At 66.8% G+C, this 21,555-nt stretch carries 24 protein-coding genes; 7 read left to right on the forward strand and 17 right to left on the reverse strand.

What is annotated here, in order from left to right; all coding sequences use genetic code 11:
• Nucleotides 1-18: 18 nt before the first annotated feature.
• The 9 genes from V5740_RS04790 to dnaK form a co-directional block, all read right to left on the reverse strand.
• Entirely contained in the window at nucleotides 19-1,560 is a 1,542-nt protein-coding gene (locus tag V5740_RS04790) for an aminoacyl--tRNA ligase-related protein (protein WP_347303938.1), read from the reverse strand.
• Between the two features lie 74 nt (nucleotides 1,561-1,634).
• Nucleotides 1,635-2,219, reverse strand: coding sequence for a polyhydroxyalkanoate synthesis repressor PhaR (gene phaR, locus V5740_RS04795; RefSeq protein WP_347303939.1), 585 nt, complete (start codon nucleotides 2,217-2,219; stop codon nucleotides 1,635-1,637).
• Between the two features lie 69 nt (nucleotides 2,220-2,288).
• The gene (gene alr / locus V5740_RS04800; protein ID WP_347303940.1) at nucleotides 2,289-3,320 is read right to left on the reverse strand and encodes an alanine racemase; all 1,032 of its coding nucleotides are present in this window, start codon (nucleotides 3,318-3,320) and stop codon (nucleotides 2,289-2,291) included.
• A gap of 28 nt (nucleotides 3,321-3,348) precedes the next feature.
• Nucleotides 3,349-4,950 carry an MFS transporter gene (locus tag V5740_RS04805; protein WP_347303941.1) on the reverse strand — a complete coding sequence of 534 codons (1,602 nt, stop codon included), beginning with the start codon at nucleotides 4,948-4,950 and terminating at the stop codon, nucleotides 3,349-3,351.
• Nucleotides 4,951-4,978: 28 nt separating this feature from the next.
• Nucleotides 4,979-5,410 (reverse strand): iron-sulfur cluster assembly scaffold protein, encoded by a 432-nt coding sequence (locus tag V5740_RS04810; protein WP_347303942.1) that lies wholly within the window; start codon nucleotides 5,408-5,410, stop codon nucleotides 4,979-4,981.
• The gene (locus V5740_RS04815; protein WP_347303943.1) at nucleotides 5,407-5,928 is read right to left on the reverse strand and encodes a CvpA family protein; all 522 of its coding nucleotides are present in this window, start codon (nucleotides 5,926-5,928) and stop codon (nucleotides 5,407-5,409) included. The genes V5740_RS04810 and V5740_RS04815 overlap by 4 nt, the downstream gene beginning before the upstream one ends.
• Nucleotides 5,929-5,937: 9 nt before the next feature.
• A complete protein-coding gene (radA, locus tag V5740_RS04820; RefSeq protein ID WP_347303944.1) occupies nucleotides 5,938-7,305 on the reverse strand; it encodes a DNA repair protein RadA in 1,368 nt (455 codons plus the stop codon).
• Between the two features lie 37 nt (nucleotides 7,306-7,342).
• Nucleotides 7,343-8,467 (reverse strand): molecular chaperone DnaJ, encoded by a 1,125-nt coding sequence (dnaJ, locus tag V5740_RS04825; protein ID WP_347303945.1) that lies wholly within the window; start codon nucleotides 8,465-8,467, stop codon nucleotides 7,343-7,345.
• A 75-nt stretch (nucleotides 8,468-8,542) separates the two neighbouring features.
• Complete coding sequence (gene dnaK / locus V5740_RS04830) at nucleotides 8,543-10,465, reverse strand: molecular chaperone DnaK (RefSeq protein WP_347303946.1); 1,923 nt, start codon at nucleotides 10,463-10,465, stop codon at nucleotides 8,543-8,545.
• A 197-nt stretch (nucleotides 10,466-10,662) separates the two neighbouring features.
• Here dnaK and V5740_RS04835 point away from each other — a divergent pair, with 197 nt between their 5' ends.
• On the forward strand, nucleotides 10,663-11,136 hold the full coding sequence (locus V5740_RS04835) for a copper chaperone PCu(A)C (protein ID WP_347303947.1): 474 nt from the start codon (nucleotides 10,663-10,665) through the stop codon (nucleotides 11,134-11,136).
• A complete protein-coding gene (locus V5740_RS04840) occupies nucleotides 11,133-11,627 on the forward strand; it encodes a vgr related protein (protein ID WP_347304445.1) in 495 nt (164 codons plus the stop codon). Before V5740_RS04835 ends, V5740_RS04840 begins: the two co-directional genes overlap by 4 nt.
• A 57-nt stretch (nucleotides 11,628-11,684) precedes the next feature.
• Here the strand turns inward: V5740_RS04840 and V5740_RS04845 are convergent, their stop codons facing one another.
• The 4 genes from V5740_RS04845 to hrcA form a co-directional block, all read right to left on the reverse strand.
• On the reverse strand, nucleotides 11,685-11,975 hold the full coding sequence (locus V5740_RS04845; protein WP_347303948.1) for a YMGG-like glycine zipper-containing protein: 291 nt from the start codon (nucleotides 11,973-11,975) through the stop codon (nucleotides 11,685-11,687).
• A 138-nt stretch (nucleotides 11,976-12,113) separates the two neighbouring features.
• A complete protein-coding gene (locus tag V5740_RS04850) occupies nucleotides 12,114-12,332 on the reverse strand; it encodes a glycine zipper domain-containing protein (RefSeq protein ID WP_347303949.1) in 219 nt (72 codons plus the stop codon).
• A gap of 68 nt (nucleotides 12,333-12,400) precedes the next feature.
• A complete protein-coding gene (locus V5740_RS04855) occupies nucleotides 12,401-12,934 on the reverse strand; it encodes a nucleotide exchange factor GrpE (RefSeq protein WP_347303950.1) in 534 nt (177 codons plus the stop codon).
• 19 nt (nucleotides 12,935-12,953) lie between these two features.
• Nucleotides 12,954-13,997 carry a heat-inducible transcriptional repressor HrcA gene (gene hrcA, locus V5740_RS04860; protein ID WP_347303951.1) on the reverse strand — a complete coding sequence of 348 codons (1,044 nt, stop codon included), beginning with the start codon at nucleotides 13,995-13,997 and terminating at the stop codon, nucleotides 12,954-12,956.
• Between the two features lie 64 nt (nucleotides 13,998-14,061).
• Between hrcA and rph the strand changes: the two genes are divergently transcribed.
• Genes rph through V5740_RS04880 form a run of 4 tightly spaced genes read left to right on the forward strand, consistent with a single transcriptional unit; the run spans nucleotide 14,062 to nucleotide 17,467 of the window.
• A complete protein-coding gene (gene rph, locus V5740_RS04865) occupies nucleotides 14,062-14,778 on the forward strand; it encodes a ribonuclease PH (RefSeq protein ID WP_347303952.1) in 717 nt (238 codons plus the stop codon).
• The gene (gene rdgB / locus V5740_RS04870) at nucleotides 14,775-15,404 is read left to right on the forward strand and encodes an RdgB/HAM1 family non-canonical purine NTP pyrophosphatase (protein ID WP_347303953.1); all 630 of its coding nucleotides are present in this window, start codon (nucleotides 14,775-14,777) and stop codon (nucleotides 15,402-15,404) included. Before rph ends, rdgB begins: the two co-directional genes overlap by 4 nt.
• A 9-nt stretch (nucleotides 15,405-15,413) precedes the next feature.
• A complete protein-coding gene (hemW, locus tag V5740_RS04875; protein WP_347303954.1) occupies nucleotides 15,414-16,565 on the forward strand; it encodes a radical SAM family heme chaperone HemW in 1,152 nt (383 codons plus the stop codon).
• Entirely contained in the window at nucleotides 16,562-17,467 is a 906-nt protein-coding gene (locus V5740_RS04880; protein WP_347303955.1) for a tyrosine recombinase XerC, read from the forward strand. Before hemW ends, V5740_RS04880 begins: the two co-directional genes overlap by 4 nt.
• A 12-nt stretch (nucleotides 17,468-17,479) precedes the next feature.
• On the opposite strand, the gene V5740_RS04885 is transcribed toward V5740_RS04880, so the two are convergent.
• From V5740_RS04885 to rsmI, 4 genes are read right to left on the reverse strand one after another with little or no spacing between them, the layout of a single operon-like run.
• Entirely contained in the window at nucleotides 17,480-18,088 is a 609-nt protein-coding gene (locus V5740_RS04885; protein WP_347303956.1) for a DedA family protein, read from the reverse strand.
• A 44-nt stretch (nucleotides 18,089-18,132) separates the two neighbouring features.
• A complete protein-coding gene (gene gshB, locus V5740_RS04890; RefSeq protein WP_347303957.1) occupies nucleotides 18,133-19,089 on the reverse strand; it encodes a glutathione synthase in 957 nt (318 codons plus the stop codon).
• 17 nt (nucleotides 19,090-19,106) lie between these two features.
• Complete coding sequence (locus V5740_RS04895; RefSeq protein ID WP_347303958.1) at nucleotides 19,107-19,457, reverse strand: YraN family protein; 351 nt, start codon at nucleotides 19,455-19,457, stop codon at nucleotides 19,107-19,109.
• The gene (rsmI, locus tag V5740_RS04900) at nucleotides 19,454-20,302 is read right to left on the reverse strand and encodes a 16S rRNA (cytidine(1402)-2'-O)-methyltransferase (RefSeq protein ID WP_347303959.1); all 849 of its coding nucleotides are present in this window, start codon (nucleotides 20,300-20,302) and stop codon (nucleotides 19,454-19,456) included. Before rsmI ends, V5740_RS04895 begins: the two co-directional genes overlap by 4 nt.
• A 58-nt stretch (nucleotides 20,303-20,360) precedes the next feature.
• On the opposite strand from rsmI, the gene V5740_RS04905 reads away from it, so the two are divergent.
• A complete protein-coding gene (locus tag V5740_RS04905; RefSeq protein WP_347303960.1) occupies nucleotides 20,361-21,518 on the forward strand; it encodes a penicillin-binding protein activator in 1,158 nt (385 codons plus the stop codon).
• Nucleotides 21,519-21,555 lie beyond the last annotated feature (37 nt).

A 21,555-nucleotide genomic window follows, 5' to 3' on the forward strand; every position in this document is an offset into this window, starting at 1 on the left:
CCGCCGGCCAGCGCACGCTCAATAAGCGCGCGCCACCAGTATCCGCTCCACCGCCGGTTCGCCGGTGAACAGGCAGGCGCCATCAGCCGGCGCCGCATCGCGTGGCACGTTGCGGAAGGTCAGCTTCAGCGCCTTCAGCCGCTCCACCACCGCGTCCAGCGCGGCGCCGGTCGGCCTGGACCATTGCACTTCCGCCCAGCCGGGATTGCGCCGCCCGTCAGCGAAGAAGGCGGCGAGCCCATCGAAGTTCACGATCGTTCGGTCGATCTCGGCATCACGGCGAGCGGTCGCCTCGTCCAGCAGGGTGCGCTGGATGTCGAGCAGGATGTCGGGCAGCGATCCCGTCGCATCTTCCCGCATCGGACTGGCGAAGTCGGGTTTGCCGGCGGCGTTCCATAGGCGGTCTCGCCGCAATAGGCTGACCCGACCGTTCTCCATGTCGCGCGGACCGACCTCAATGATGATAGGAGCGCCGCGGCGTACCCAGTCCCACCGCTTCGTCGCGGCCTTGCCAGGGCGGCTGTCGAGCAGCACGCGCACCTTCTCGTGCCAGGCCCATTCCAGCGCGGCAGTGTTCTTCAGCAGATCGCAATATTCCAGCAGAGCGCCATCCCCCTCGTCACCGCGCAGCATGGGCAGGATCACCACCTGCCATGGCGCGATCTGCGGCGGCACCCGCAGGCCATCATCGTCACCATGGGTCATGATCAGCCCGCCGATCATGCGCGTCGACATGCCCCAGCTGACCGTATGCGCCAGCTGCTGCGCTCCTTCGCGATCCTGGTAGCGAATGCCCGCAGCCTCCGCGAAGCTGGTGCCGAGGTAATGCGAGGTGCCGGCCTGCAGCGCCTTGCCATCCTGCATCATCGCCTCGATCGACCAGGTCTCCACGGCGCCGGGAAAGCGCTCGTTCTCCGGCTTCTCGCCCGCAATCACCGGGATGGCGCACTGGTCTTCCGCGAAGGCGCGATACATTTCCAGCGCGCGCATCGTCTCCACCCGGGCGTCATCCGGAGTGTCGTGGGCGGTATGCCCCTCCTGCCAGAGGAACTCGCTGGTGCGCAGGAACATGCGGGTCCGCATTTCCCACCGGACCACGTTCGCCCATTGATTGATCTTGAGCGGCAGGTCGCGCCAGCTCTGCACCCAGCGGGCCATGGCGTCGCCGATGATCGTCTCGCTGGTCGGCCGCACGATCAGCGGCTCCTCCAGCTTGGCCTCCGGGTCGGGGACCAGCCCGCCTTTGCCGTCGGCGATCAGACGGTGGTGCGTGACGACCGCCATCTCCTTGGCGAAACCTTCCACATGCTCTGCTTCCCGCGTGAAGTTGGCCAGCGGGATGAACAGGGGGAAGTAGGCATTGTCGACTCCCGCATCCTTGATCCGGGCGTCCAGCAGTCGCTGCATCCGTTCCCAGATGCCGTAACCCCAAGGCTTAATGACCATGCAACCGCGCACACCGGATTCCTCCGCGAGGTCGGCGGCGGACACAACCTCCTGGTACCAGGCGGCGAAATCGTCGGCCCGGCGGGTGGACAGGGCGTGGCGGATGGCGGACATGGCGGACCTTCGCGGCTTGACGTGTATGTGGGCGGGCGCCTTGCCCGCCCCTGGCCGCGCTGTCGAGGGGGCTCTTACTTCCCCAGTTCGTCCAGCTTCTTCTGCATGGCTTCCATCTGCGCCTTCAGCACATCAAGCTCGGTCTTCTCGGCCGGGGTCGCTGTAGGAACAGGTGCGCCCGCGTCACGCCCGGTGCGCGCGGCCGGCATGAACGCCTCCGCCGCGGCCTGGAACATCGCCATGTTGGTCTCTGCCAGCTTGCTGAACGCGTCCGAGCCCGGCGCCGCGCTCCACGTGTCCTGCAACTTGCGCTGGTTCTGACGGAAATTGTCCATCGCCGCCTCAAGGTAAGGAGGCATCAGTGACTGCATCGAGTTGCCGTACATGGAGATCAGCTGGCGCAGAAAGCTGATCGGCAGCATCTGCTCGCCCTGGGACTCTTCCTCCATGATGATCTGGGTCAGGATCGAATGGGTGATGTCACCGCCGGTCTTGGCGTCGAGTACCCGAAAATCCAGGCCCTCCCGCGTCATGCGCGAAAGATCGTCCAGCGTTATGTAGCTGGATGTGCTGGTATTATAGAGCCGCCGGTTGGCGTACTTCTTGATGACGATCGGATCGGCCTTCGCACCTGCTCCGCCCGCGTCTTCTGCTGCCATGCGGCAATCCTCTCTGAAACCGACCATGTTGCACTTAGCACCTGCAACATGGCAGGCGCAACATCTTGCTCACACGCCGGTGGTCGTGCGTGCCAGTCTGGGACCTAGCAAGGTGAGGAGTTCATATTGGCTGAGCCCCGTCGTCGCGGCGGCCGTCGGCAGGTCGTACGGTACGTCGAGCCAGTCTCCCGGACCGCAATCGGGCGCGGCGGACAGGTCAACGATGACCATGTCCATCGACACTCTTCCTAGGAGTGGCAGGACAACCCCCTCGCATTCCAGCGCCCCCTTGCCGCCCCAAGCGCGCAGGAAGCCGTCCGCATAGCCCAGCGCCACCGTGCCGACCCGCATCGGCGCGACCGCCGTGAATATTCCGTTATACCCAACCCGGTCACCGGCATCGATCTGTCGCACCTGCAATATCCGGCACTGCGGAAAAGCGGTCTGCCTGATCGTTCCCGCCAACTCCGGCCGTGGAATGCCACCGTAAAGCGCCAAGCCGGGCCGGGTCACGTCGAACGCGAACTCGCGGCCCAATGCTATGCCGGCGCTGTTCGCCAACGCCCGGCGTGCCGTCGAAAATTGCGAGCCGATGGACCTGAAAGACGCCAACTGCTGACGATTCTGGAGATCGTCCTCATCTGCGGACGCCAGATGCGAATGCAGCACCTGCACATTCAACCTGACGATGTCCTGTTCGGAGAGTTGCGGCAGCGGCAGCCCCAGCCGGTTCATGCCGGTATCAACCATCAGGTCGCAGGGACCCCCACCTGCGGCATGCCACAACCCAGCCTGCTCCACACTGTTGATCACCGGTCTGACGCCGACCGCGCGGGCGAAGGTCGCATCCTCCGCTGTCACCGGGCCATGCAGCACGGCCACCTGTTCGGGGGGCACATGCGCGAGCACTGCCGGCACCTCCAGCCAGTGGGCGACGAAGAAATCGCGCACGCCGGCATCGCGCAGCACCGGCACAACCTGCGCCACACCCAGGCCATAGGCATCCGCCTTGACCGCCGCACCAGCGGACGCACCGCCGGATAATGCATCAAGTGCCCGCCAATTCGCGGCGAGCGCGCCAGCGTCGATGCGCAGGCGCAAGGGTGGCGGGGGCGGCTGCACGATGCTGTCAGTCAACCTCGACAAAGTCCCGGGGCGGCCCTTTGGGCAGGCCAGACCATGCGACGACGAAGGCCACTACCAGGAGGATAAAGGTGTACCATAATCCCGCCAGCAGATCGCCGGTCCGCGCCACGATGTAGGCGGAGATGAGCGGCAGGAAGCCACCGAAATAGCCGGCGCCAATGTGATAGGGAATCGACATGGAAGAATAGCGGATCCGCGCCGGGAACATCTCTGTAAGCAGGGCGGCGACCGGGCCGAAGGTCGCCCCGGTCAGCGCGCCGAGGACGAACACGATCAACACAATTCCAACCATGTTCGCCGGCGGCGGCACCTGATCCGGCCCGATGAAGCCGCGCGCCGTCAGTTCACGCTCCACCAGCGGCAGGTTGCCGGTGGCGGCGAGTGATATGCTCTCATCGCCGAAGCGGATGGCGAGCGCACCCGCAGGCTCGGCATCGTAGGGGATGCCCCGGTCCGTCAGGCTGGCCATCAGTCTGGCGCATTCGGCAGCCTGCTGGCTGGCCAGCGGGTCGTACTCGCAGCCCGGCCCGGCCAGCGTTACCGGATGATCTCGCTGCGCCCTCGCCAGCTCCGGATTGGCGAGCGCGGCCAATCCCCAGAACAATGGGAACAGCAGCACGATCGCCGCGACATAGCCCCACAGGATCGGCTTACGCCGGCCTATCCGGTCGGACAGGCGCCCAAACCAGACCAGCGTGCCAACGGACGCCAGCGCACCGATGCCGACCAGCACCTCCGCCACATTATCGGTCACGCGCATCGGCCCTTTCAGGAATGACAGGGACGCGAACACGGCGGTGTAGAAGGTGATGGTCAGCCCACAGGTGACGCCGAACAGCGCGACCAGGATGCGCCGCTTGTTGCCAGGATAGGTGAAGCTTTCGACAAACGGGTTAGCGCTGGTGCGTCCCTCCGCCTTCATTGCGCGAAACACCGGGCTCTCGTTCAGCTTCAGGCGCATCCACAGCGAGATCGCGAGCAGCGCGATCGATAGCCAGAACGGCACGCGCCAGCCCCATGAGGCGAAGGCATCGGCGGGGATCAGCGCACGACAGGCGAGCACCACTGCGACGCTCAGCACGAAGCCGGCGACCACGCTGGCCTGGATGAATCCCGTATAGAAGCCGCGCTTTTCCGGCGGGGAATGTTCCGCCACGTAGGTCGCCGCTCCACCATACTCGCCGCCGAGCGCCAAGCCCTGCGCAATCCGCAGCAGGATGATGATCACCGGCGCGGCAAGGCCGATCGTCTCCTCCGACGGGATCAGACCGACGCCCGCCGTGGCGATGCCCATCAGCACCACCGTCACCAGGAAGGTGTACTTGCGACCAAGCCGATCGCCCCAATACCCGAACAGCACTGCGCCCAGGGGCCGGAACCCGAAGCCGATGGCAAAGCCAGCCCAGGTCAGGAGAAGGGACAGGGTGGCATTGTCACTGGGAAAGAATGCCGCCGCGATGAAAGGCGCCAGCGTACCGTAGATAAAGAAGTCGTACCATTCGAACAGCGTACCGGCGGAGGACGCAGCAATGACCAGCCGGATTTCACCGGCATCGGGCTCCTGCGTGCCGACTTCCCTGTCCATGCTGCCGATCGCTCCTGTCCGCGGGTGGTTAGGCCGGGAACGGCGCGGGGAAAAGAGCAGCCATGGCCGCTTGCCACGGCAGCAGGATGGCGCCGTGGCGAGCCGGATAGTCGCGCGCAGGCTCCAGCAATTCGAGCCCGGGCCAGTCAGGCAGCGTACGCTCTCCAGCCAGCCAGGCGGCAATCGCGTCCAGTGCAGACCCGATCTCCGCCGCATCGCGCCCGACGATACTGCGTCCGAACAACGCTGCCGCCGCCTGCCCGATGGCGCAGGCCCGGACCTGCATGCCGAAGTCGGTTACCCGACCAGCTCCGTCCTGACGGAGGCCGAGCGCGATGGTGCTGCCGCAGGTGGGCGAGCGTGCCTCGCCTACCGCAACCGCGTCCGGCAGAAGCGGCCATCTGGCGAGTTCCATAGCCAGCCCAAGCACCTGCGGCGTGTACAATTTCGCCGTGCTCATCGTGCGGGCTCTTCCACGGTATCCAGCAGGGCGCGCTGCTCACAGATCAGGTTCACCATCCAGTCGGCGCTGGCGTTGACAAGAGGATAGGTCCGGGCCTCCGTCAACCAGAGCGGGCGCCCGCCCGCGCCCCAGATCGTGTCGTATCCAAGCACCAGCATGGAAAAGGCCATGATGACGATCACGAACCCCTTCAGCGCGCCGAACCCAAGGCCGAGCACGCGATCGAACGGTCCCAGAATGGACTTGCGGGAGGTCTGCCCTGCTTGCGTCGCAATGACGCGCAGGCTCAGATACGGGATCAGCAGCAGCAGCGCGAACGCCAGAACGGCTGCGCCGGAGGCGCTGCCGACAGGTTCCACCAGCCATTGGGTCAGGTCCGTATGGAACCAGCGAATGGCGACGATCGCCACCACCCACGCGGCCAGCGACAACGCCTCCTGCACGAAGCCGCGCGTGAGACCGCCGATCGCGGCAAGGCCGACCACCAGCAGCGCGAAGATGTCGAAACCGGTCATTCGCCGTGACTATTGCCCGCCCATGATCCGGTCAACGAGGTTGGGCAGGCTGGCGAGATGGCGGTTATGCAGGCCGATGCCGCTCTTCGCCGTGTCGATGGGGCCATTCCCTTGATCGAAGCCCAGCTTGGCCGCCTCGCGCAGGCGCAGGGCTGCATGCGCGACCGGGCGGACCTCTCCCGATAGCGAGACCTCGCCGAACCAGATCGCGCGCAAGGGCAGCGGCTTGTCGGCAAGTGCGCTTACCAGAGCAGCGGCGACCGCCAGATCGGCTGCGGGGTCGGACAGGCGATACCCGCCCGCTACGTTGAGGTAGACCTCCGCGCTGGAGAAGTTCAGCCCGCAGCGCGCCTCCAGCACGGCGAGCAGCATGGCAAGCCGTCCGCTGTCCCAGCCGACCACGGCACGGCGCGGGGTGGCACCCGATTGCAGGCGGACGATCAACGCCTGTACCTCCACCAGCACGGGCCGGGTGCCCTCCATCGCCGGGAAGACAGAAGTGCCGGCGACCGGATCCTCGCGACCGGACAGGAACAGGGTGGAAGGATTGGCGACCTCCTCCAGGCCTTCGCTCTCCATGGCGAAGACGCCAATCTCATCCACGGCGCCGAAACGGTTCTTGAGGCTGCGCAGGATGCGGTACTGGTGACTGCGCTCCCCCTCGAAGCTCATCACCACGTCCACCATGTGCTCCAGCACGCGTGGTCCGGCGATGGTGCCGTCCTTGGTCACATGACCGACCAGTACCAGCGCCACGCCGTTTTCCTTGGCATAACGGATCAGCTCGAAAGCGGAGGCGCGCACTTGGCTGACGGTACCCGGCGCGCCCTCGATGGTGTCGGAATGCATCGTCTGAATGGAATCGACGATCAGCAAGGCTGGGGCCTCCCCGCCGCCCAGCGTTGTCAGTATGTCACGAACATTGGTAGCCGCAGCCAGCCGCAACGGCGCATCCGCAAGCCCCAGGCGTGCGGCGCGCAGGCGCACCTGCCCGGTCGCTTCCTCGCCGCTGATATACACGGCGGACGCACCCGACTTCGCTACGCTGGCGGCGGCCTGCAGCAGAAGCGTGGATTTGCCGATCCCCGGCTCGCCACCCATCAGGATGGCGGAGCCCGGCACGATGCCGCCGCCCAGTGCCCGATCGAACTCCGCAAGGCCCGTGGTCCGGCGGGCGAGCGGGACCGTAGGCGCATCTAGCGTCTCGAAAGTGATCGCCCGGCCGCCGGCCGACAGGTCATGCTTGACGGAAAAGACGGTGGCCGGCGCATCCTCCACCAGCGTGTTCCACTGCGAACAATCCACGCACTGGCCCTGCCAACGCGAATGCACGCTGCCACATTCCGTGCAGATGTAGCGCCGCTTTGCCTTTACCATGGCCCGGCGCTAATCGGAACGGACACGGAACACAAGCTCACCCGGTGAAGGCGTCCTTCAGCCGGTCGAAGAAGCCGCGGCTTTCCGGACATTCCTCGCCCGTCTCCGTCTCCTGGAACTCGCGCAGCAACTCTCTCTGCCGTGCAGAAAGTCGGGTCGGTGTCTCCACCATGATCTCCGTCACCAGATCGCCGCGGCCACGACCCTGCAGCACCGGCATCCCGGCGCCACGTTTGCGCAGCTGCTTGCCCGACTGGATGCCGGCCGGAATGGTAATGACGTGGGTCTCGCCATCCAGTCCGGGAATCTCGATCTCTCCACCAAGTGCGGCCGTGGTGAAGCTGACAGGAACTCGGCTGAACAGCGCAGTCCCTTCGCGCTGGAACACCGGGTGCGCCTTCACGTGGATGAAAATGTAGAGGTCGCCTGGCGGTGCGCCCATCGGCCCGGCCTCCCCCTTCCCGGTCAGGCGGATGCGGGTACCGCTGTCCACACCCGGCGGGATGTCGACCTGCAACTCCTGCACCTTGTCGATCCGCCCCTCGCCACGGCAGGCGCGGCACGGCTTCTCGATGACCTCACCCCGACCATGGCAGGTGGGGCACGGCCGTTCGATCACGAACAGGCCCTGCTGCGCGCGAACCTTGCCGTGGCCGTGGCAGGTGGGGCAGCCCCGGCGCGAGGTTCCGGGTTCCGCCCCGGTGCCGTCGCATATGTCGCAGCCGACCGACACCTCCACCTTGATCTCGGTGGACTTGCCGTGAAACGCGTCTTCCAGCCCGATCTCCAGATCGTACCGCAGGTCCGCGCCACGCCGTGCACGCGTACCTCGCCCGCCGCCACCGCCAAAGGCGCTGCCGAAGATCGTTTCGAAGATGTCGCCGATATCGCCAAAATCCTGCCCGCCACGACCCTGTCCGCCCCCGCTTTGCGTGAAGGCGGCATGGCCGTACCGGTCGTAGGCAGCCCGCTTCTGCGGGTCCTTCAGGCAATCATAGGCGACGCTGATCGCCTTGAACCGCGCCTCGCACTCCTGATCCCCCGGATTGCGGTCCGGGTGATACTTCATGGCGAGCTTGCGATAGGCCGACTTGATCGTCGCCCCATCCGCGTCGCGGCTCACCTCGAGTAGCTGGTAAAAATCAATTTCCATGGTGGACATGTCCAAACCCCCAACCTTCGCCGCCGCCGGTCCTTGTCGTCCCGGCAGCGGCTGCGGTTTCCATCGTCAGGACAATCAGGCCTTCTTGTCGTCCTCGACCTCGGAGAACTCGGCCTCAACGACCTCTTCCCCACCGTCCTGCGTCTGGTCGGCAGAGCCGGCGGCACCGACCGAAGCGGCCTGCTCCTGCTCGTAGATCGCTTGCCCCAGCTTCATCGCCACCTGCGCAAGCGCCTCGGTCTTGGTGCGGATGGCGGCGGCATCGTCGCCTTCCAGCGCGGTCTTCACCTCGGCGAGTGCCGCCTCGATCTCGGACTTGACGCTCGCATCCACCTTGTCGCCATGGTCGTCCAACTGCTTCTGCGTGGAATGAACCAGGCTGTCGGCCATGTTGCGGGCCTCAGCGCTCTCACGGCGCTTCTTGTCCTCGTCGGCGAACTTCTCGGCATCTCGCACCATCTGCTCGATGTCGTTGTCACTGAGCCCGCCGCTCGCCTGGATGCGGATCTGCTGCTCCTTGCCGGTGCCCTTGTCCTTGGCCGACACGTTCACGATGCCGTTGGCGTCGATATCGAACGTCACCTCGATCTGCGGCACGCCGCGCGGCGCGGGCGGGATGCCGACCAGGTCGAACTGGCCCAGCATCTTGTTGTCGGTCGCCATCTCGCGTTCGCCCTGGAACACGCGGATGGTCACCGCCTGCTGGTTGTCGTCCGCGGTGGAATAGACCTGCGACTTGCGCGTCGGGATAGTGGTGTTGCGGTCGATCATCTTGGTCATGATGCCGCCCAGCGTCTCGATGCCCAGGCTCAGCGGGGTGACGTCGAGCAGCAGCACGTCCTTGACGTCGCCCTGCAGCACGCCCGCCTGGATCGCGGCACCCATGGCGACGACCTCGTCCGGGTTGACGCCGGTGTGCGGCTTCTTGCCGAAGAACTGCTCCACGACTTCGCGCACCTTGGGCATGCGGGTCATGCCGCCGACCAGGATCACCTCGTCGATGCCGCCCTTGTCCAGGCCCGCATCGGCCAACGCCTTCTTGCACGGCTCCAGGGTGCGCTGGATCAGCCCATCCACCAGCTGTTCCAGCTTGGCGCGGCTGATCGTCTCCACCAGGTGCAGCGGGGTGGACGAACCACCTTCCATGCGCGCGGTGATGAAGGGCAGGTTGACCTCGGTCTGCTGGCTGGACGACAGCTCGATCTTGGCCTTCTCGGCGGCTTCCTTCAGCCGCTGCAGCGCCAGCTTGTCCTTGCGGAGATCCATGTTCTCCTTCTGCTGGAACTGGTCGGCCAGGTACTCGACCAGTGCGGTGTCGAAATCCTCGCCGCCCAGGAAGGTGTCGCCATTGGTGCTCTTCACCTCGAACACGCCGTCGCCGATTTCCAGCACGGAGATGTCGAAGGTGCCGCCGCCAAGGTCATAAACGGCGATGGTCTTGCCGTCATTCTTCTCCATGCCATACGCCAACGCCGCCGCGGTCGGCTCGTTGATGATGCGCAGCACCTCGAGCCCCGCGATCTGGCCGGCATCCTTGGTCGCCTGGCGCTGCGCGTCGTTGAAGTAGGCCGGCACAGTGATGACCGCCTGCGTCACCGTCTCGCCCAGATAGGCTTCGGCGGTTTCCTTCATCTTCTGCAGGATGAAGGCGCTGATCTGGCTGGGGCTGTATTCGGTTCCGCCCGCTTCCACCCAGGCGTCGCCGTTCTTGCCACGCACGATGTCGTAGGGGACGAGGCCCATGTCCTTCTGGGTCAGCGGATCTTCGAACCGGCGGCCGATCAGCCGCTTGATCGCGAACAGAGTATTGTCAGGATTGGTCACCGCCTGCCGCTTGGCAGGCTGCCCGATCAGGCGCTCGCCATCGCGGGTGAAGGCGGTGATGGAAGGCGTGGTACGCGCACCTTCGGAATTCTCGACGACCTTGGGCTTGCCCCCGTCCATGACGGCCACACACGAGTTGGTGGTGCCGAGGTCGATACCGATCACTTTGGCCATGGTTTACCCCATTTCCCTTCTTTGGTTGGACGCCGCGCTGCTGGTTCCCCGATGGGGTGGCAGAACCGGTCGGCGGCTCGGATAGCGCGGGCGATATAAGGCGCTGTCGCCTTGGCACAAGAGCGGCACGCCGCTATGCCGCGGGGCATCGAACCCGGAGAAATCGCGTGCCCACCCTTGCCTTGCGTCGCCTGTGCGTGTCCCTTCTCCTGGCCGGCGCGGCGATGTTGCCTGCGGCATGCAGCCAGCAGGAACCCGCTGCGGAGCCGACCGAGGCTGCCGCGCCCGAAGCACCCAGCGGTATCGCGGTCACTGAAGGCCGCCTCGTGCTGCCTCCGGTCGGCGGCAATCCCGGCGCGATCTACTTCACGATCGTGAACGGCGGCGACGCCGACGTGCAGATCGCCGCCGCCAACGTCACCGGCGCCGGGATGGCCATGCTGCACACCACCCGAACCGAAGGCGGCACCACCAGCATGGCGCACCTGACGCAGGTGCCGGTGGCGGCCGGCGAAACCGTCAGCTTCGCGCCCGGCGGCATGCATGTGATGGTTAGCGATCTCGGCCCGGGGCTGACAGTGGGCAGCCAGGCGGAGGTAACACTCACCTTCGCCGACGGGGACAAGGTCAGCTTCCCGGCCGAGGTGCGCGCCGCCGGAGACGCAACCTGAACCCGGATGCCTGCGCCTGTCCGCCGGGCGGCGAGCGGCCGCTGACCCTAGGCGAGATCGCGCTGGCACGGTCGGTATTCGGATCGGCGATCGACTACGCGCCCGTCACGATCAGGCGGCGCAAGTTCTTCCCCTTCCAGCCTCGCAACGTTGCGATGGCGCCGTGCGGGCATATCCACTTCCACCCCTCCGCTTCCGCCTATTGCGACGACTTCGCCGCTGCTTCCCTGACACGGCAGGGATTGTTCATCCACGAGATGACGCATGTCTGGCAGACTCAGCGATTGGGGCGGTATTACCTCCCGCTGCGCCGTCATCCGCTATGCCGTTATGATTACAGCTTGAAGCCGGGTTGGCAGCTTGGTCGCTATGGGATTGAGCAGCAGGCTGAGATCGTGCGGCACGCTTTCCTGTTGCGACAGGGCGTCGCGCTTCCCGGGGTGGCGGACGCCGCCGTCTATGACCGGCTGGTCTGCTTCACCGCCAGATAGCGAAACGGCCGCGCTCCGGGGTGAAACGCGGCCATTTCGCCAGTCGGTACGTCCGTGTCAGCGCGGGCGAACGGGGTAGCCTTGCGTGCCATAGCAATCGTCGTCCAACCGGCCGCGGCTGTCATAGCCGTTGCAGCGGTCATCCTTGTCGACGAAATAGCCGGCGGCACCACCTGCCGCGGCGCCCACCGCTGCACCCGTCAGCACGTCGCCACCCGTGACGGCGCCGATCGCCGCACCTGCCACGGCTCCCAGACCCGCGCCTTCGGCTGCATAATTCTCGGCACATGCGCCGAGTGAGAGGGTGGAAAGGGCCAAGGCCGTCGCAAACAGCGGATTAGTTCTCATTGTATCGCTCCTGTGTTCCCCGAAACACAGGAAATACACCTCGGCTGCGGCTAAGTTCCTGCCGGCAAGCGCCTGCCAAGGTCGCTTGATCGCGACCGGCGGCGCGCACCAGATGGTGCGCACCGCCGGCTGGACGCATTATTCCTCGTCGTTGCGATCGATCAGCGCCCCACCGACGGCACCGGCGGCACCGCCCACGGCAGCACCAGTTCCGACATCGCCACCGGTCACCGCACCGATGCCGGCGCCGGCTGCCGCGCCAGCCAAGCCGCCTTCTGCCGCATAATTGTTGGCGCAGGCGCCCAGCGAAAGAGCCGCGGCGGAAACGACAGAGGCAAGCAGAACGCGATTAATCATGATGATCTCCGAAGGGTTTGGTTTCGCCAACCCTACGAAGACACCGGTGACAGGTTCCCGCCAGCAACTCAGTCGGGCTTGCGGGCGACACCCACCATGGCAGGCCGCAGCAAGCGATCACGGATCATGTAACCCGCCTGCATCTCCTGCACCACGGTCCCGGGTTCGACGTCCGCGCTCGGCACTTCCAGCATCGCCTGGTGCTGGTTGGGATCAAGCGGCAGCCCCACCGCCGCGATGCGGGTGATGCCGTGCTGGGTGAACACCTTATCGAGTTCGCGCTGCGTCGCCTCGATGCCGGCTACCAGGCCCTTGAACTTGTCGTCGGCCCGCAGCTCGGCAGGCACTGCATCGATCGCCCGCGTCAGGTTATCGCCAACCGACAGGATATCCCGTGCAAAGCCTGTGGCGGCATAGGCGCGCGCATCCGCCATGTCCTTCTCCAGCCGCCGGCGCACATTCTGCGTTTCCGCGCGGGCATAGAGCACGTCCTGCCGCGCAGCGGCCAGTTCTTCGCGCAGCGCCGCCAGCTCACCGGACGTATCCTGCCCCTCATCGGCGGCGGCGTCCAGCTCGGGGGCCTGATCCTGCGTCTCGTCCATGTTGTTCATTGCAATCCCGTCAACCTATCCGTCTGCCCAGAGAGCGGGCGGTAAAATCCACCATGGGCACAACCCTGGCGTAATTCAACCGCGTGGGGCCGATCACGCCCAGCACGCCGACCACCCTTCCTTCCCGGTCGCGATAAGGCGCCGCGATTACGCTGGAGCCCGACAGCGCGAACAGCCGGTTCTCGCTGCCGATGAAGATACGGGTCGATTCCGCCTCCCGCGCGCTGTCGAGAAGGTCGGCCACCGACTGCTTGCTCTCCAGATCGTCCAATAGCGATCGCACCCGCTCAATATCGCCGAGCGCTGTTTCATCCAGCAGGTTAGCCTGCCCGCGCACGATCAGCACCGGCCTGCGCGCCGCATCCTGGCTCCACACCGCCAGTCCCCGGCCGACCAGATCGGCCGCAGCACTGTCCAGCGCGGACCGGCCGCTCGCGATCTCCGCCTGCATGGCTCCGGATGCTTCGGCCAGCGTGCGGCCCGCCAGCCGGGCGGAGATGTAATTGGACGCCTGCTGCAGCGCCATGACGGACGCGCCATCCTCCAGCTCCATGATGCGGTTCTCGACCGTGCCGTCCAGGCCGACCAGCACAGCCAGCGCGCGCCCGGCGTCCAGCGGGACAAGACTCATCTGGGCAAGGCGCGGCTCCCGCCGGGGCACCAGCACCATGCCTGCAGCACCGGAGATGTCGGACAGGATCGCACTTGTGGCCTCGAGCGCCGCTTCGACCGGGCCCGCTCCCGACAGCCGCTGCTCGATCGCGGCGCGTTCCTCCCGCGTCGGTTCGGCGACCTGCATCATGCCGTCCACGAACAGGCGCAGACCCTGCTCCGTCGGCATGCGCCCGGCGCTGGTATGCGGCGCCGCCAGCAGCCCTGCCCGCTCCAGTTCTGCGAGCACGGATCGGATGGAGGCTGGTGACAGGTTTATACCCTGCCCCTGCGCCAGCGTCTTCGAGCCCATGGGAATGCCGCTGCTGAGATAGCCTTCCACGACAAGGCGGAAGATGTCGCGTGCGCGGTCGGTCAGTTCGCTGATCGGTGGGGAGGCCATGACACCGCGCAATCTAGCCGCTAGGGCGCGGGGCGAAAAGACGCTCACAGACCAAGGATCATCCATGCGACCTTCCGGCCGCGCGCCCGACGAGATGCGCGCTATCACCATCGAGACCGGCTTCACCAAGCATGCGGAAGGATCATGCCTGATCGGGTTCGGCGACACCCGCGTGCTGGTCACCGCCAGCGTTGAGGAACGGGTGCCCCCTTTCCTGCGCGGCAAAGGCCAGGGCTGGGTCACGGCGGAATATTCGATGCTGCCCCGCGCGACGCACACCCGCGGGAGCCGCGAAGCGGCCAAGGGCAAGCAGAGCGGCCGGACACAGGAGATTCAGCGGCTTATCGGCCGTTCCTTGCGCGCGGTCGTGGATCTGCAGAAGCTTGGGGAGCGGCAGATCACGCTCGACTGCGACGTTATCCAGGCTGATGGCGGCACCCGCACCGCCAGCATTTCCGGCGCATGGGTGGCGCTGCGCATCGCCGTGGACAAGCTGATGGCCTCCGGCGCGATCCAGGCCGACCCGATCCTCTCCAAGGTGGCGGCGGTCAGCTGCGGCATCCACCAGGGCACTCCCGTGCTAGACCTCGACTACATCGAGGACAACGCAGCCGACGCCGATGCGAACTTCGTGTTGCTGGAAGGCGGCAAGATTGCCGAGGTCCAGGCGACGGCGGAAGGCGCCTGCTATGACGAGGAGGCCCTGCTGCGACTCCTGCGCCTGTCGCGCATGGGCTGCGACCGCATCTTCGCGGCCCAGCAGCAGGCCGTCCGCGGATGAGCCGTCGTCTTGGCCCCGGCAAGCTGGTGATCGCCACCCACAATGCCGGCAAGCTGAAGGAAATGAATGCCTTGCTGGCGCCTTTTGGCACCGAATGCATCAGCGCCGGTGCCCTCGGCCTGCCTGAGCCGGCAGAAACCGGCGCCAGCTTCACCGCCAACGCGCTGATCAAGGCACATGCCGCCGCCAAGGAATCGGGTCTCCCCGCACTGGCCGATGACAGTGGCCTTTCCGTTGCCGCGCTGGATGGCCGTCCCGGCGTCTACACGGCGGACTGGGCGGAACGGCAATGGTTCGAAGGGCCCGCCGGGCGTGACTGGTTCATGGCGATGGGCAAGGTCGAAGGCATGCTGTGCCAGCTTGGTCCCGATGCGCCGCGCGATGCGTGGTTCACCAGCGTGCTGGCACTCGCCTGGCCGGACGGCGAACAGGCCGTCTACGAAGGCCGGGTGGACGGCACCCTGACGTGGCCGCCACGCGGCACGATGGGGTTCGGCTATGACCCGGTCTTCGTGCCCGCCGGAGAGACCCGCACCTTCGCCGAGCTGGAGCCCGCGGCCAAGCAGGCGATCAGCCATCGCGCAGCCGCCTTCGCCAGGCTGGTGGCGGAGCAGTTCGACGCGTAAGGCAAACCGATGGCCCGCGCCCTCTACATCCACTGGCCGTTCTGCCTGAAAAAGTGTCCTTACTGCGACTTCAACTCGCATGTCCGCGCATCCGTGGACGAGGCGGACTGGCGGGCCGCGCTGCTGGCCGACATGCGGCATGAGGCTGCCATAGGCGGCGGGGAGCGGCTGGCGTCGATCTTCTTCGGCGGCGGCACCCCGTCGCTTATGTCCCCGGCTCTGGTCGCGGACCTGCTGGCGGAGGCGGAGCGCCTGTGGAGCTTCGCCCCTGGCATCGAGATCACGCTGGAGGCCAACCCCTCAAGCGTGGAGGCCCGTCGGTTCTCCGGGCTGGCAGCGGTGGGCGTGAACCGCGCATCCATCGGCCTGCAGGCCCTTGACGACGAGGCGCTGCGCTTCCTTGGCCGCCTGCACAACGCGGCTGAGGCGCTCCGCGCCCTGGACGTGGCGCAAGCACATTTCGGCCGCGTCAGCTGCGACCTGATCTATGCGCGACCGGATCATACGCCCGACAGTTGGGCGCAGGAACTCTCGCGTGCCCTGTCCCTCGGCACTGGCCACCTTTCGCTGTATCAGCTCACGATCGAGGAAGGCACGCGCTTCGCGACCGACGTCAGGCAGGGCGCTTTCGCCCCACTCAACGATGATGCGGGGGGCGAGCTGTTCGCGCTCACGCGTACCATGACCTCTGCCGCCGGCCTGCCCGCCTACGAGATTAGCAATCACGCGCGTCCGGGCGAGGAGAGCCGCCACAACCTGACCTACTGGCGGTACCAGGACCATTGCGCGATCGGTCCGGGCGCGCATGGCCGCCGGGCAGGTTGCGCCACGGAACGCCACCGCAAACCGGAGAACTGGCTCGCGGCGGTGGCGCGCAACGGTCATGGCATCAAGCACGAGCGGGTTTTGGCCATGCCCGAGCAGGCGGCAGAGGCATTGTTGATGGGCCTCCGACTTGCCGAAGGCGTGGACCTCGCCAACCTGGCCACCCGCTTAGGCCTGCCTCAGGAGACGCTGGTGAACCAGCGCAAGCTCGGGTTCCACCGCGCAAACGGACTGGTGTGGGAAAGTGGGCAACGGATCGGCATCACCGAAGCAGGTATGCCGCTGCTGGACGCGCTATTGGGCGAGCTGGTGGCCGACAGCCTGGTTTCGGCATGACAACCCCGCCGACCACGCGCGCGGATCTGCTGGAATCATGGCATGAGCATCTGGCGCATGGGCGGCGTCTTTCGCCGCACACGGTCCGCGCCTATGGCACGACGGCCGCGCGGCTGCTGGACGCGACCGGAGCCGCCGATTGGGCAAGCATAGCAGCCCTGGATGCGCGTAGCTTGCGGGAACATCTGGCAACGCGGCGCCTGGCGGGCATCGGCAACGTCTCCGCCGCGCGGGAGCTGTCGGCGATCCGCGGCTTTATCGCCTTTGCGAAAACGCAGGCGGGCGACACCGCCAACACCCTGCCCCGCATGCGGGGTCCGCGCATCAAGCGTGGCCTGCCCCGGCCCGTCACGCCGGACGACGCCGTAAATCTCGCCGCGCTGGTCGCCGACGATGCGCAGCAGGCATGGATCGGCGCCCGCGACCGCGCCGTGCTGCTGCTGATGTATGGCGCGGGGCTGCGCATTGCCGAGGCGCTGTCGTTGACCGGCGCAGACCTGCCGCTGGGCGAAACGTTGCGCGTCACCGGCAAGGGATCGAAGCAGCGGGTGGTGCCGCTGCTGCCCATCGTGCGACAGGCGGTGGACGCCTATGCCGCCGCCTGCCCTTGGCCGCTCGCGCGCGATCAGGCGCTGTTCCGCGGTGCGAAAGGCGGCCCTCTGGCGCAAGGGATGGTGCAGAAGGCCGCAGCCCGCGCCCGCATCGTGCTGGGGCTGCCCGCGACTGCGACGCCGCACGCGCTACGCCACAGCTTCGCCACGCATCTGCTTGGGAATGGGGCGGACCTCAGGTCACTACAGGAACTGCTCGGCCATGCGAGCCTGGGTTCGACCCAGATCTACACGCAGGTGGATGCGGCAAGCTTGCTGGAGACCTACCGCAGGGCTCATCCCAGAAGCTAACGGTGCGGCGGATCAGCTCCGCTCCGCTCGCGGCTTCCAGGTTAGGACCCGGTACAGGTACAACAGCACGCCAAAGGCCACCGACCCGACGATCACCCACGTCATCGCGCCCTCATACTGCTCGATGTACCGGGACAAATATCGCCCGCCCAGGATCAGGATCGCGTTCCAGATGGCCGACCCGGCGAAGGTGAACAGCAGGAACTTGCCCGCCGGCATCTGCAACAAGCCTGCCGGGAGAGAAATCATCGTCCGCAGAAAGGGGGAGAAGCGCAGGGCAAAGACAACCCAGTGACCATGCTTGCGGAAAAATCGGCTGGTCCGCTCCACGTCCTCCCACTCCAGGGTCAACCAGCGCCCCCAGCGGGCGATCAGCGGCTGCAAGCGGGCATAGCCGAAGCGGTGGCCGATCCAGAACCAGACGTAATTGCCCGCCGTGGTACCCAGCGTGCCGACCAGCAGCAACGGCCAGAACTCCATGACACCGCGAGCGACCAGAATGCCGCCCAGCCCCATGATCAGCTCCGACGGGATCGGCGGAATGATGTTCTCCAGCGCCATCAGCAGCGCGATGCCGAGGTACCCGCCGCGCCCGACGATCTCGATGATCCACTGGTCCATGGGCAGGCAAACGGGTGAGTGGGGGCATGGTGCCCCCGCTGCCGTCACATCGCGGCGAGCCGCGCCTCGATCGCGTCCCAGATCAGCGCGCCGGTGTCGGTTCCGTTGAACCGGTCGATCGCCACGATGCCGGTCGGGCTGGTGACGTTGATCTCCGTCAACCACTTGCCGCCGATCACGTCGATGCCGACGAACACCAGGCCGCGACGCTTAAGCTCCGGCTTCAGCGCCGCGCAGATCTCCTCCTCGCGCGGGGTGAGCCCGGCCGCTTCGGCATAGCCGCCCTGCGCCAGGTTGGACCGGAACTCGCCCTTGCCGGGTTTGCGGTTGATCGCGCCGGCAAACTCCCCGTCCACCAGTACGATGCGCTTGTCGCCCTCGCTGACCTCGGGAAGGAAGGGCTGCACCATGAAGGGTTCCGGCCACATCTGGCCGAACAGCTCGGTCAGGGCGGACAGGTTGGTTCCGTCCGCCTCCACCCGGAAGATCGCCTTGCCGCCATTGCCATGCAGCGGCTTCACCACCACCGCGCCATGGCGCTGCTGGAAGGCGCGGACATCGGCGACATGGCGGGCGACCAGCGTCGGCGGCATGAAGCGGGCGTAATCCAGCACCCACATCTTCTCGGGCGCGTTGATCACCTCACGCGGATCGTTCACGACCAGCGTGGTGCCTTTCAACCGGTCGAGCAGCAGGGCCGCGCTGATATAGCCGAGATCGAACGGCGGGTCCTGCCGCATCAGCACGACATCGACATCATCGGCAAGGTCGATCCGCTCGGGCTCGCCCAGCTCCTCGATATGGTCGCCGGCCACGGCGCGAACGCGTGCCGGGCGGGCCCAGGCGCGGATGCGACCATCTTCCCACGACAGGCTGCGCACATCGTAATGCCACAGCCGGGCACCACGCGCCTGTGCCGCCAGCATCAGGGCGAAGGTCGAATCCCCGGCGATATTGATCGTCTCCAGCGGGTCCATCTGGACTGCGACGCGCAGGCTCATGGGTATGTGCGACCTTTCTATGGCTGCCAGGCGTTGGTGATGTGGTCGGGCGTGCACCCAGGTGCAAGCAGGATCACGTCGATCCGCATGTCCTCCCCACAGGTGGCATATTCATGCCCTATGGCGGCCACCGCCGCAGCGACGCGGGAGAGCCGCCGCTCGTCGATCGCCAGGCCTAGGTCCTGCACCCGGGCACGCCATTTCACCTCGATGAAGGCGATCAGGCCGGGCCGGCGGGCGATCAGGTCGATCTCTCCCGCTTTGGTCTTGCGGCGGCGGTCTAGGATCGACCAGCCTTGCTCGACCAGCCAATCCTCCGCCTGCTGCTCGCCCGCCCGTCCGCGCTCCTCCGCTTGCCGGCGCCTCATCGGCCGCGCAGTTCCAGCGCCCGGGCATAGAGCGTTCGGCGGTCCTGCCCCGTCATCCGAGCAGCCTCGGCCGCGGCGTGGGATGGCTTGTGGTCGGTCAGCAGGGTGGCGAGCAGCACGTCCACGTCGATCCCCGCGCCGGTCTGCTCCACCGGCGGGCCAACCAGCAGCACGATCTCGCCGCGCGGGGGGTGCGCCTGGTAATGCGCGATCAGTTCGGCGGCGGTACCTGTCCGGCATTCCTCGTAAAGCTTGGTCAGTTCGCGCGCGACCGCGACTTCCCGCCCGGGCAAATGCTCGGCAATAGCGTACAGGCTGCGTTCCAGCCGGGGCGCGGTCTCGAAGAACACCAGCGTGGTCCGGACCGGCGCCAGTTCGGTCAGCACCTCGCCCCGCGCCTTGTCCTTCGCGGGCAGGAAGCCAGCGAACAGGAACCGGTCGCTCGGCAATCCGGACAATGCCAGCGCGGTCACGGGTGCGGAGGGGCCGGGAATGACGGTGACGGCTACGCCGTTTTCCCTTGCATCGCGGACCAGCCGATAGCCGGGATCCGACACCAGCGGCATGCCCGCATCGCTGACCAGTGCCACCGGCTCTTCCGCCATCGTCGCCAGCAGCCGGGCACGGTCATCGGCCGATGCATGATCGTCATGCCGCACCAGTGGGCGCGAAATCTGGAGATGGCGCAGCAGCTTGGCGGTGACGCGGGTGTCCTCGCACGCGATCACCGCGCATGCCGCCAGCACGCGGGCTGCGCGGACGGAGATATCGCCAAGATTGCCAATCGGGGTCGCGACTATATACAGGCCGGCAGGCAGGGTCTGGGGTTCGCTGGCGTCACTCACGGGCGCGCTTGTGGCCGCTGGACCGCGCAAGCACAAGATTTCAGGGAGCGGCAGGCAAATGCTGGCACTCATCAGGCGCGGTCTTGCCGCGTTCCTCCTCACCATGTTCCTGGCGGCTTGTCAGGTGATCCCCGACACGGGCCAGGGCCCGGCCACGACGGCTCCGCCGCCTGAACCACAGGGGCCGAGTGCCGGCGTGTTGCCGACGGACGAGACGCGCCACCGCGTCGCCATCCTGGTGCCACTGTCCGGCAGCAACGGCACGGTCGGGCGGGCGATCGCCAACGCCGCGACCATGGCGCTGATCGATACCAACGCGGACACGATGCGCATCACGTCCTATGACACGGCGGATGGTGCCCCGGCGGCGGCTCAGCGCGCGCTGGACGACGGAAACCGCCTGATCCTTGGGCCGCTGCTGGCGGAGGACGTGGCGCAGGTCGCTGCCGCCGCCCGGCCCGCTGGCGTTCCGTTGATCGCATTTTCCAACGACAGCGCGGTCGCCGGGCCGGCGGTCTTCGTACTGGGTCAGGTGCCTGAACAATCGGTCACCCGCACTGTGGCCTACGCCACGCAGCAGGGTGCCCGTCGCTTTGCCACGCTGCTCCCGCAGGGCGAATATGGCGACCGCACCGCCGCCGCCATGGCCAGCGCCGTCGCAGCAGGCGGCGGGACGCTGGTGGCGAGCGAGCGTTATGATCGCGGCAACACCTCCATTGTCAGTGCCGCGGGTCGGCTGCGTGCGGCCGGCGGCTACGATGCGGTGCTGATCGCCGACGGTGCGCGCCTGTCAGCGCTAGCCGCCGGAGCGCTGGTGCGTGGCGGCGGGGACCGGCCGAACCTTCTGGGAACTGAATTGTGGAGCGGTGAGGAGGCTGTCGCCAATGCTACCGCGATGAACGGCGCCTGGTTCTCCGCGGTGTCTGACGATCGCTTCCGGCAGTTCGTCACCTCCTACCGCGCCCGCTTCGGCGACGCGCCGCCGCGTATCGCCACGCTGGGCTATGACGCGGTGCTGTTGACCCTGCGGGTCGCCCGTGATTGGCAGGTGGGCCAGCCCTTCCCCGTGGCATCGCTGCGCGCGCCCGATGGCTTCCTGGGCCTCGACGGTCCGTTCCGCTTCGGCCAGGACGGCGTCGGCGAACGCGCGATGGAGGTTCGCCAGGTGGGCAACGGCACCATCACCGTGGTTTCCCCCGCCCCGGCGAAGTTCTGACCGCGGATAAGCGAAGTCGCGGGGCTTGCCACGGCAG

This window comes from Croceibacterium sp. TMG7-5b_MA50, from assembly GCF_039830145.1.
Classification (GTDB): domain Bacteria; phylum Pseudomonadota; class Alphaproteobacteria; order Sphingomonadales; family Sphingomonadaceae; genus Croceibacterium.

What these genes read in the sequence shown, in the direction of transcription:
- V5740_RS04790 (WP_347303938.1), bottom strand. Translation starts at nt 1,560, where the DNA reads ATGTCCGCCATCCGCCACGCCCTGTCCACCCGCCGGGCCGACGATTTC.
- phaR (WP_347303939.1), bottom strand. Translation starts at nt 2,219, where the DNA reads ATGGCAGCAGAAGACGCGGGCGGAGCAGGTGCGAAGGCCGATCCGATC.
- V5740_RS04805 (WP_347303941.1), bottom strand. Translation starts at nt 4,950, where the DNA reads ATGGACAGGGAAGTCGGCACGCAGGAGCCCGATGCCGGTGAAATCCGG.
- V5740_RS04810 (WP_347303942.1), bottom strand. Translation starts at nt 5,410, where the DNA reads ATGAGCACGGCGAAATTGTACACGCCGCAGGTGCTTGGGCTGGCTATG.
- V5740_RS04815 (WP_347303943.1), bottom strand. Translation starts at nt 5,928, where the DNA reads ATGACCGGTTTCGACATCTTCGCGCTGCTGGTGGTCGGCCTTGCCGCG.
- radA (WP_347303944.1), bottom strand. Translation starts at nt 7,305, where the DNA reads ATGGTAAAGGCAAAGCGGCGCTACATCTGCACGGAATGTGGCAGCGTG.
- dnaJ (WP_347303945.1), bottom strand. Translation starts at nt 8,467, where the DNA reads ATGTCCACCATGGAAATTGATTTTTACCAGCTACTCGAGGTGAGCCGC.
- dnaK (WP_347303946.1), bottom strand. Translation starts at nt 10,465, where the DNA reads ATGGCCAAAGTGATCGGTATCGACCTCGGCACCACCAACTCGTGTGTG.
- V5740_RS04845 (WP_347303948.1), bottom strand. Translation starts at nt 11,975, where the DNA reads ATGAGAACTAATCCGCTGTTTGCGACGGCCTTGGCCCTTTCCACCCTC.
- V5740_RS04850 (WP_347303949.1), bottom strand. Translation starts at nt 12,332, where the DNA reads ATGATTAATCGCGTTCTGCTTGCCTCTGTCGTTTCCGCCGCGGCTCTT.
- V5740_RS04855 (WP_347303950.1), bottom strand. Translation starts at nt 12,934, where the DNA reads ATGGACGAGACGCAGGATCAGGCCCCCGAGCTGGACGCCGCCGCCGAT.
- hrcA (WP_347303951.1), bottom strand. Translation starts at nt 13,997, where the DNA reads ATGGCCTCCCCACCGATCAGCGAACTGACCGACCGCGCACGCGACATC.
- rph (WP_347303952.1), top strand. Translation starts at nt 14,062, where the DNA reads ATGCGACCTTCCGGCCGCGCGCCCGACGAGATGCGCGCTATCACCATC.
- rdgB (WP_347303953.1), top strand. Translation starts at nt 14,775, where the DNA reads ATGAGCCGTCGTCTTGGCCCCGGCAAGCTGGTGATCGCCACCCACAAT.
- hemW (WP_347303954.1), top strand. Translation starts at nt 15,414, where the DNA reads ATGGCCCGCGCCCTCTACATCCACTGGCCGTTCTGCCTGAAAAAGTGT.
- V5740_RS04880 (WP_347303955.1), top strand. Translation starts at nt 16,562, where the DNA reads ATGACAACCCCGCCGACCACGCGCGCGGATCTGCTGGAATCATGGCAT.
- V5740_RS04885 (WP_347303956.1), bottom strand. Translation starts at nt 18,088, where the DNA reads ATGGACCAGTGGATCATCGAGATCGTCGGGCGCGGCGGGTACCTCGGC.
- gshB (WP_347303957.1), bottom strand. Translation starts at nt 19,089, where the DNA reads ATGAGCCTGCGCGTCGCAGTCCAGATGGACCCGCTGGAGACGATCAAT.
- V5740_RS04895 (WP_347303958.1), bottom strand. Translation starts at nt 19,457, where the DNA reads ATGAGGCGCCGGCAAGCGGAGGAGCGCGGACGGGCGGGCGAGCAGCAG.
- V5740_RS04905 (WP_347303960.1), top strand. Translation starts at nt 20,361, where the DNA reads ATGCTGGCACTCATCAGGCGCGGTCTTGCCGCGTTCCTCCTCACCATG.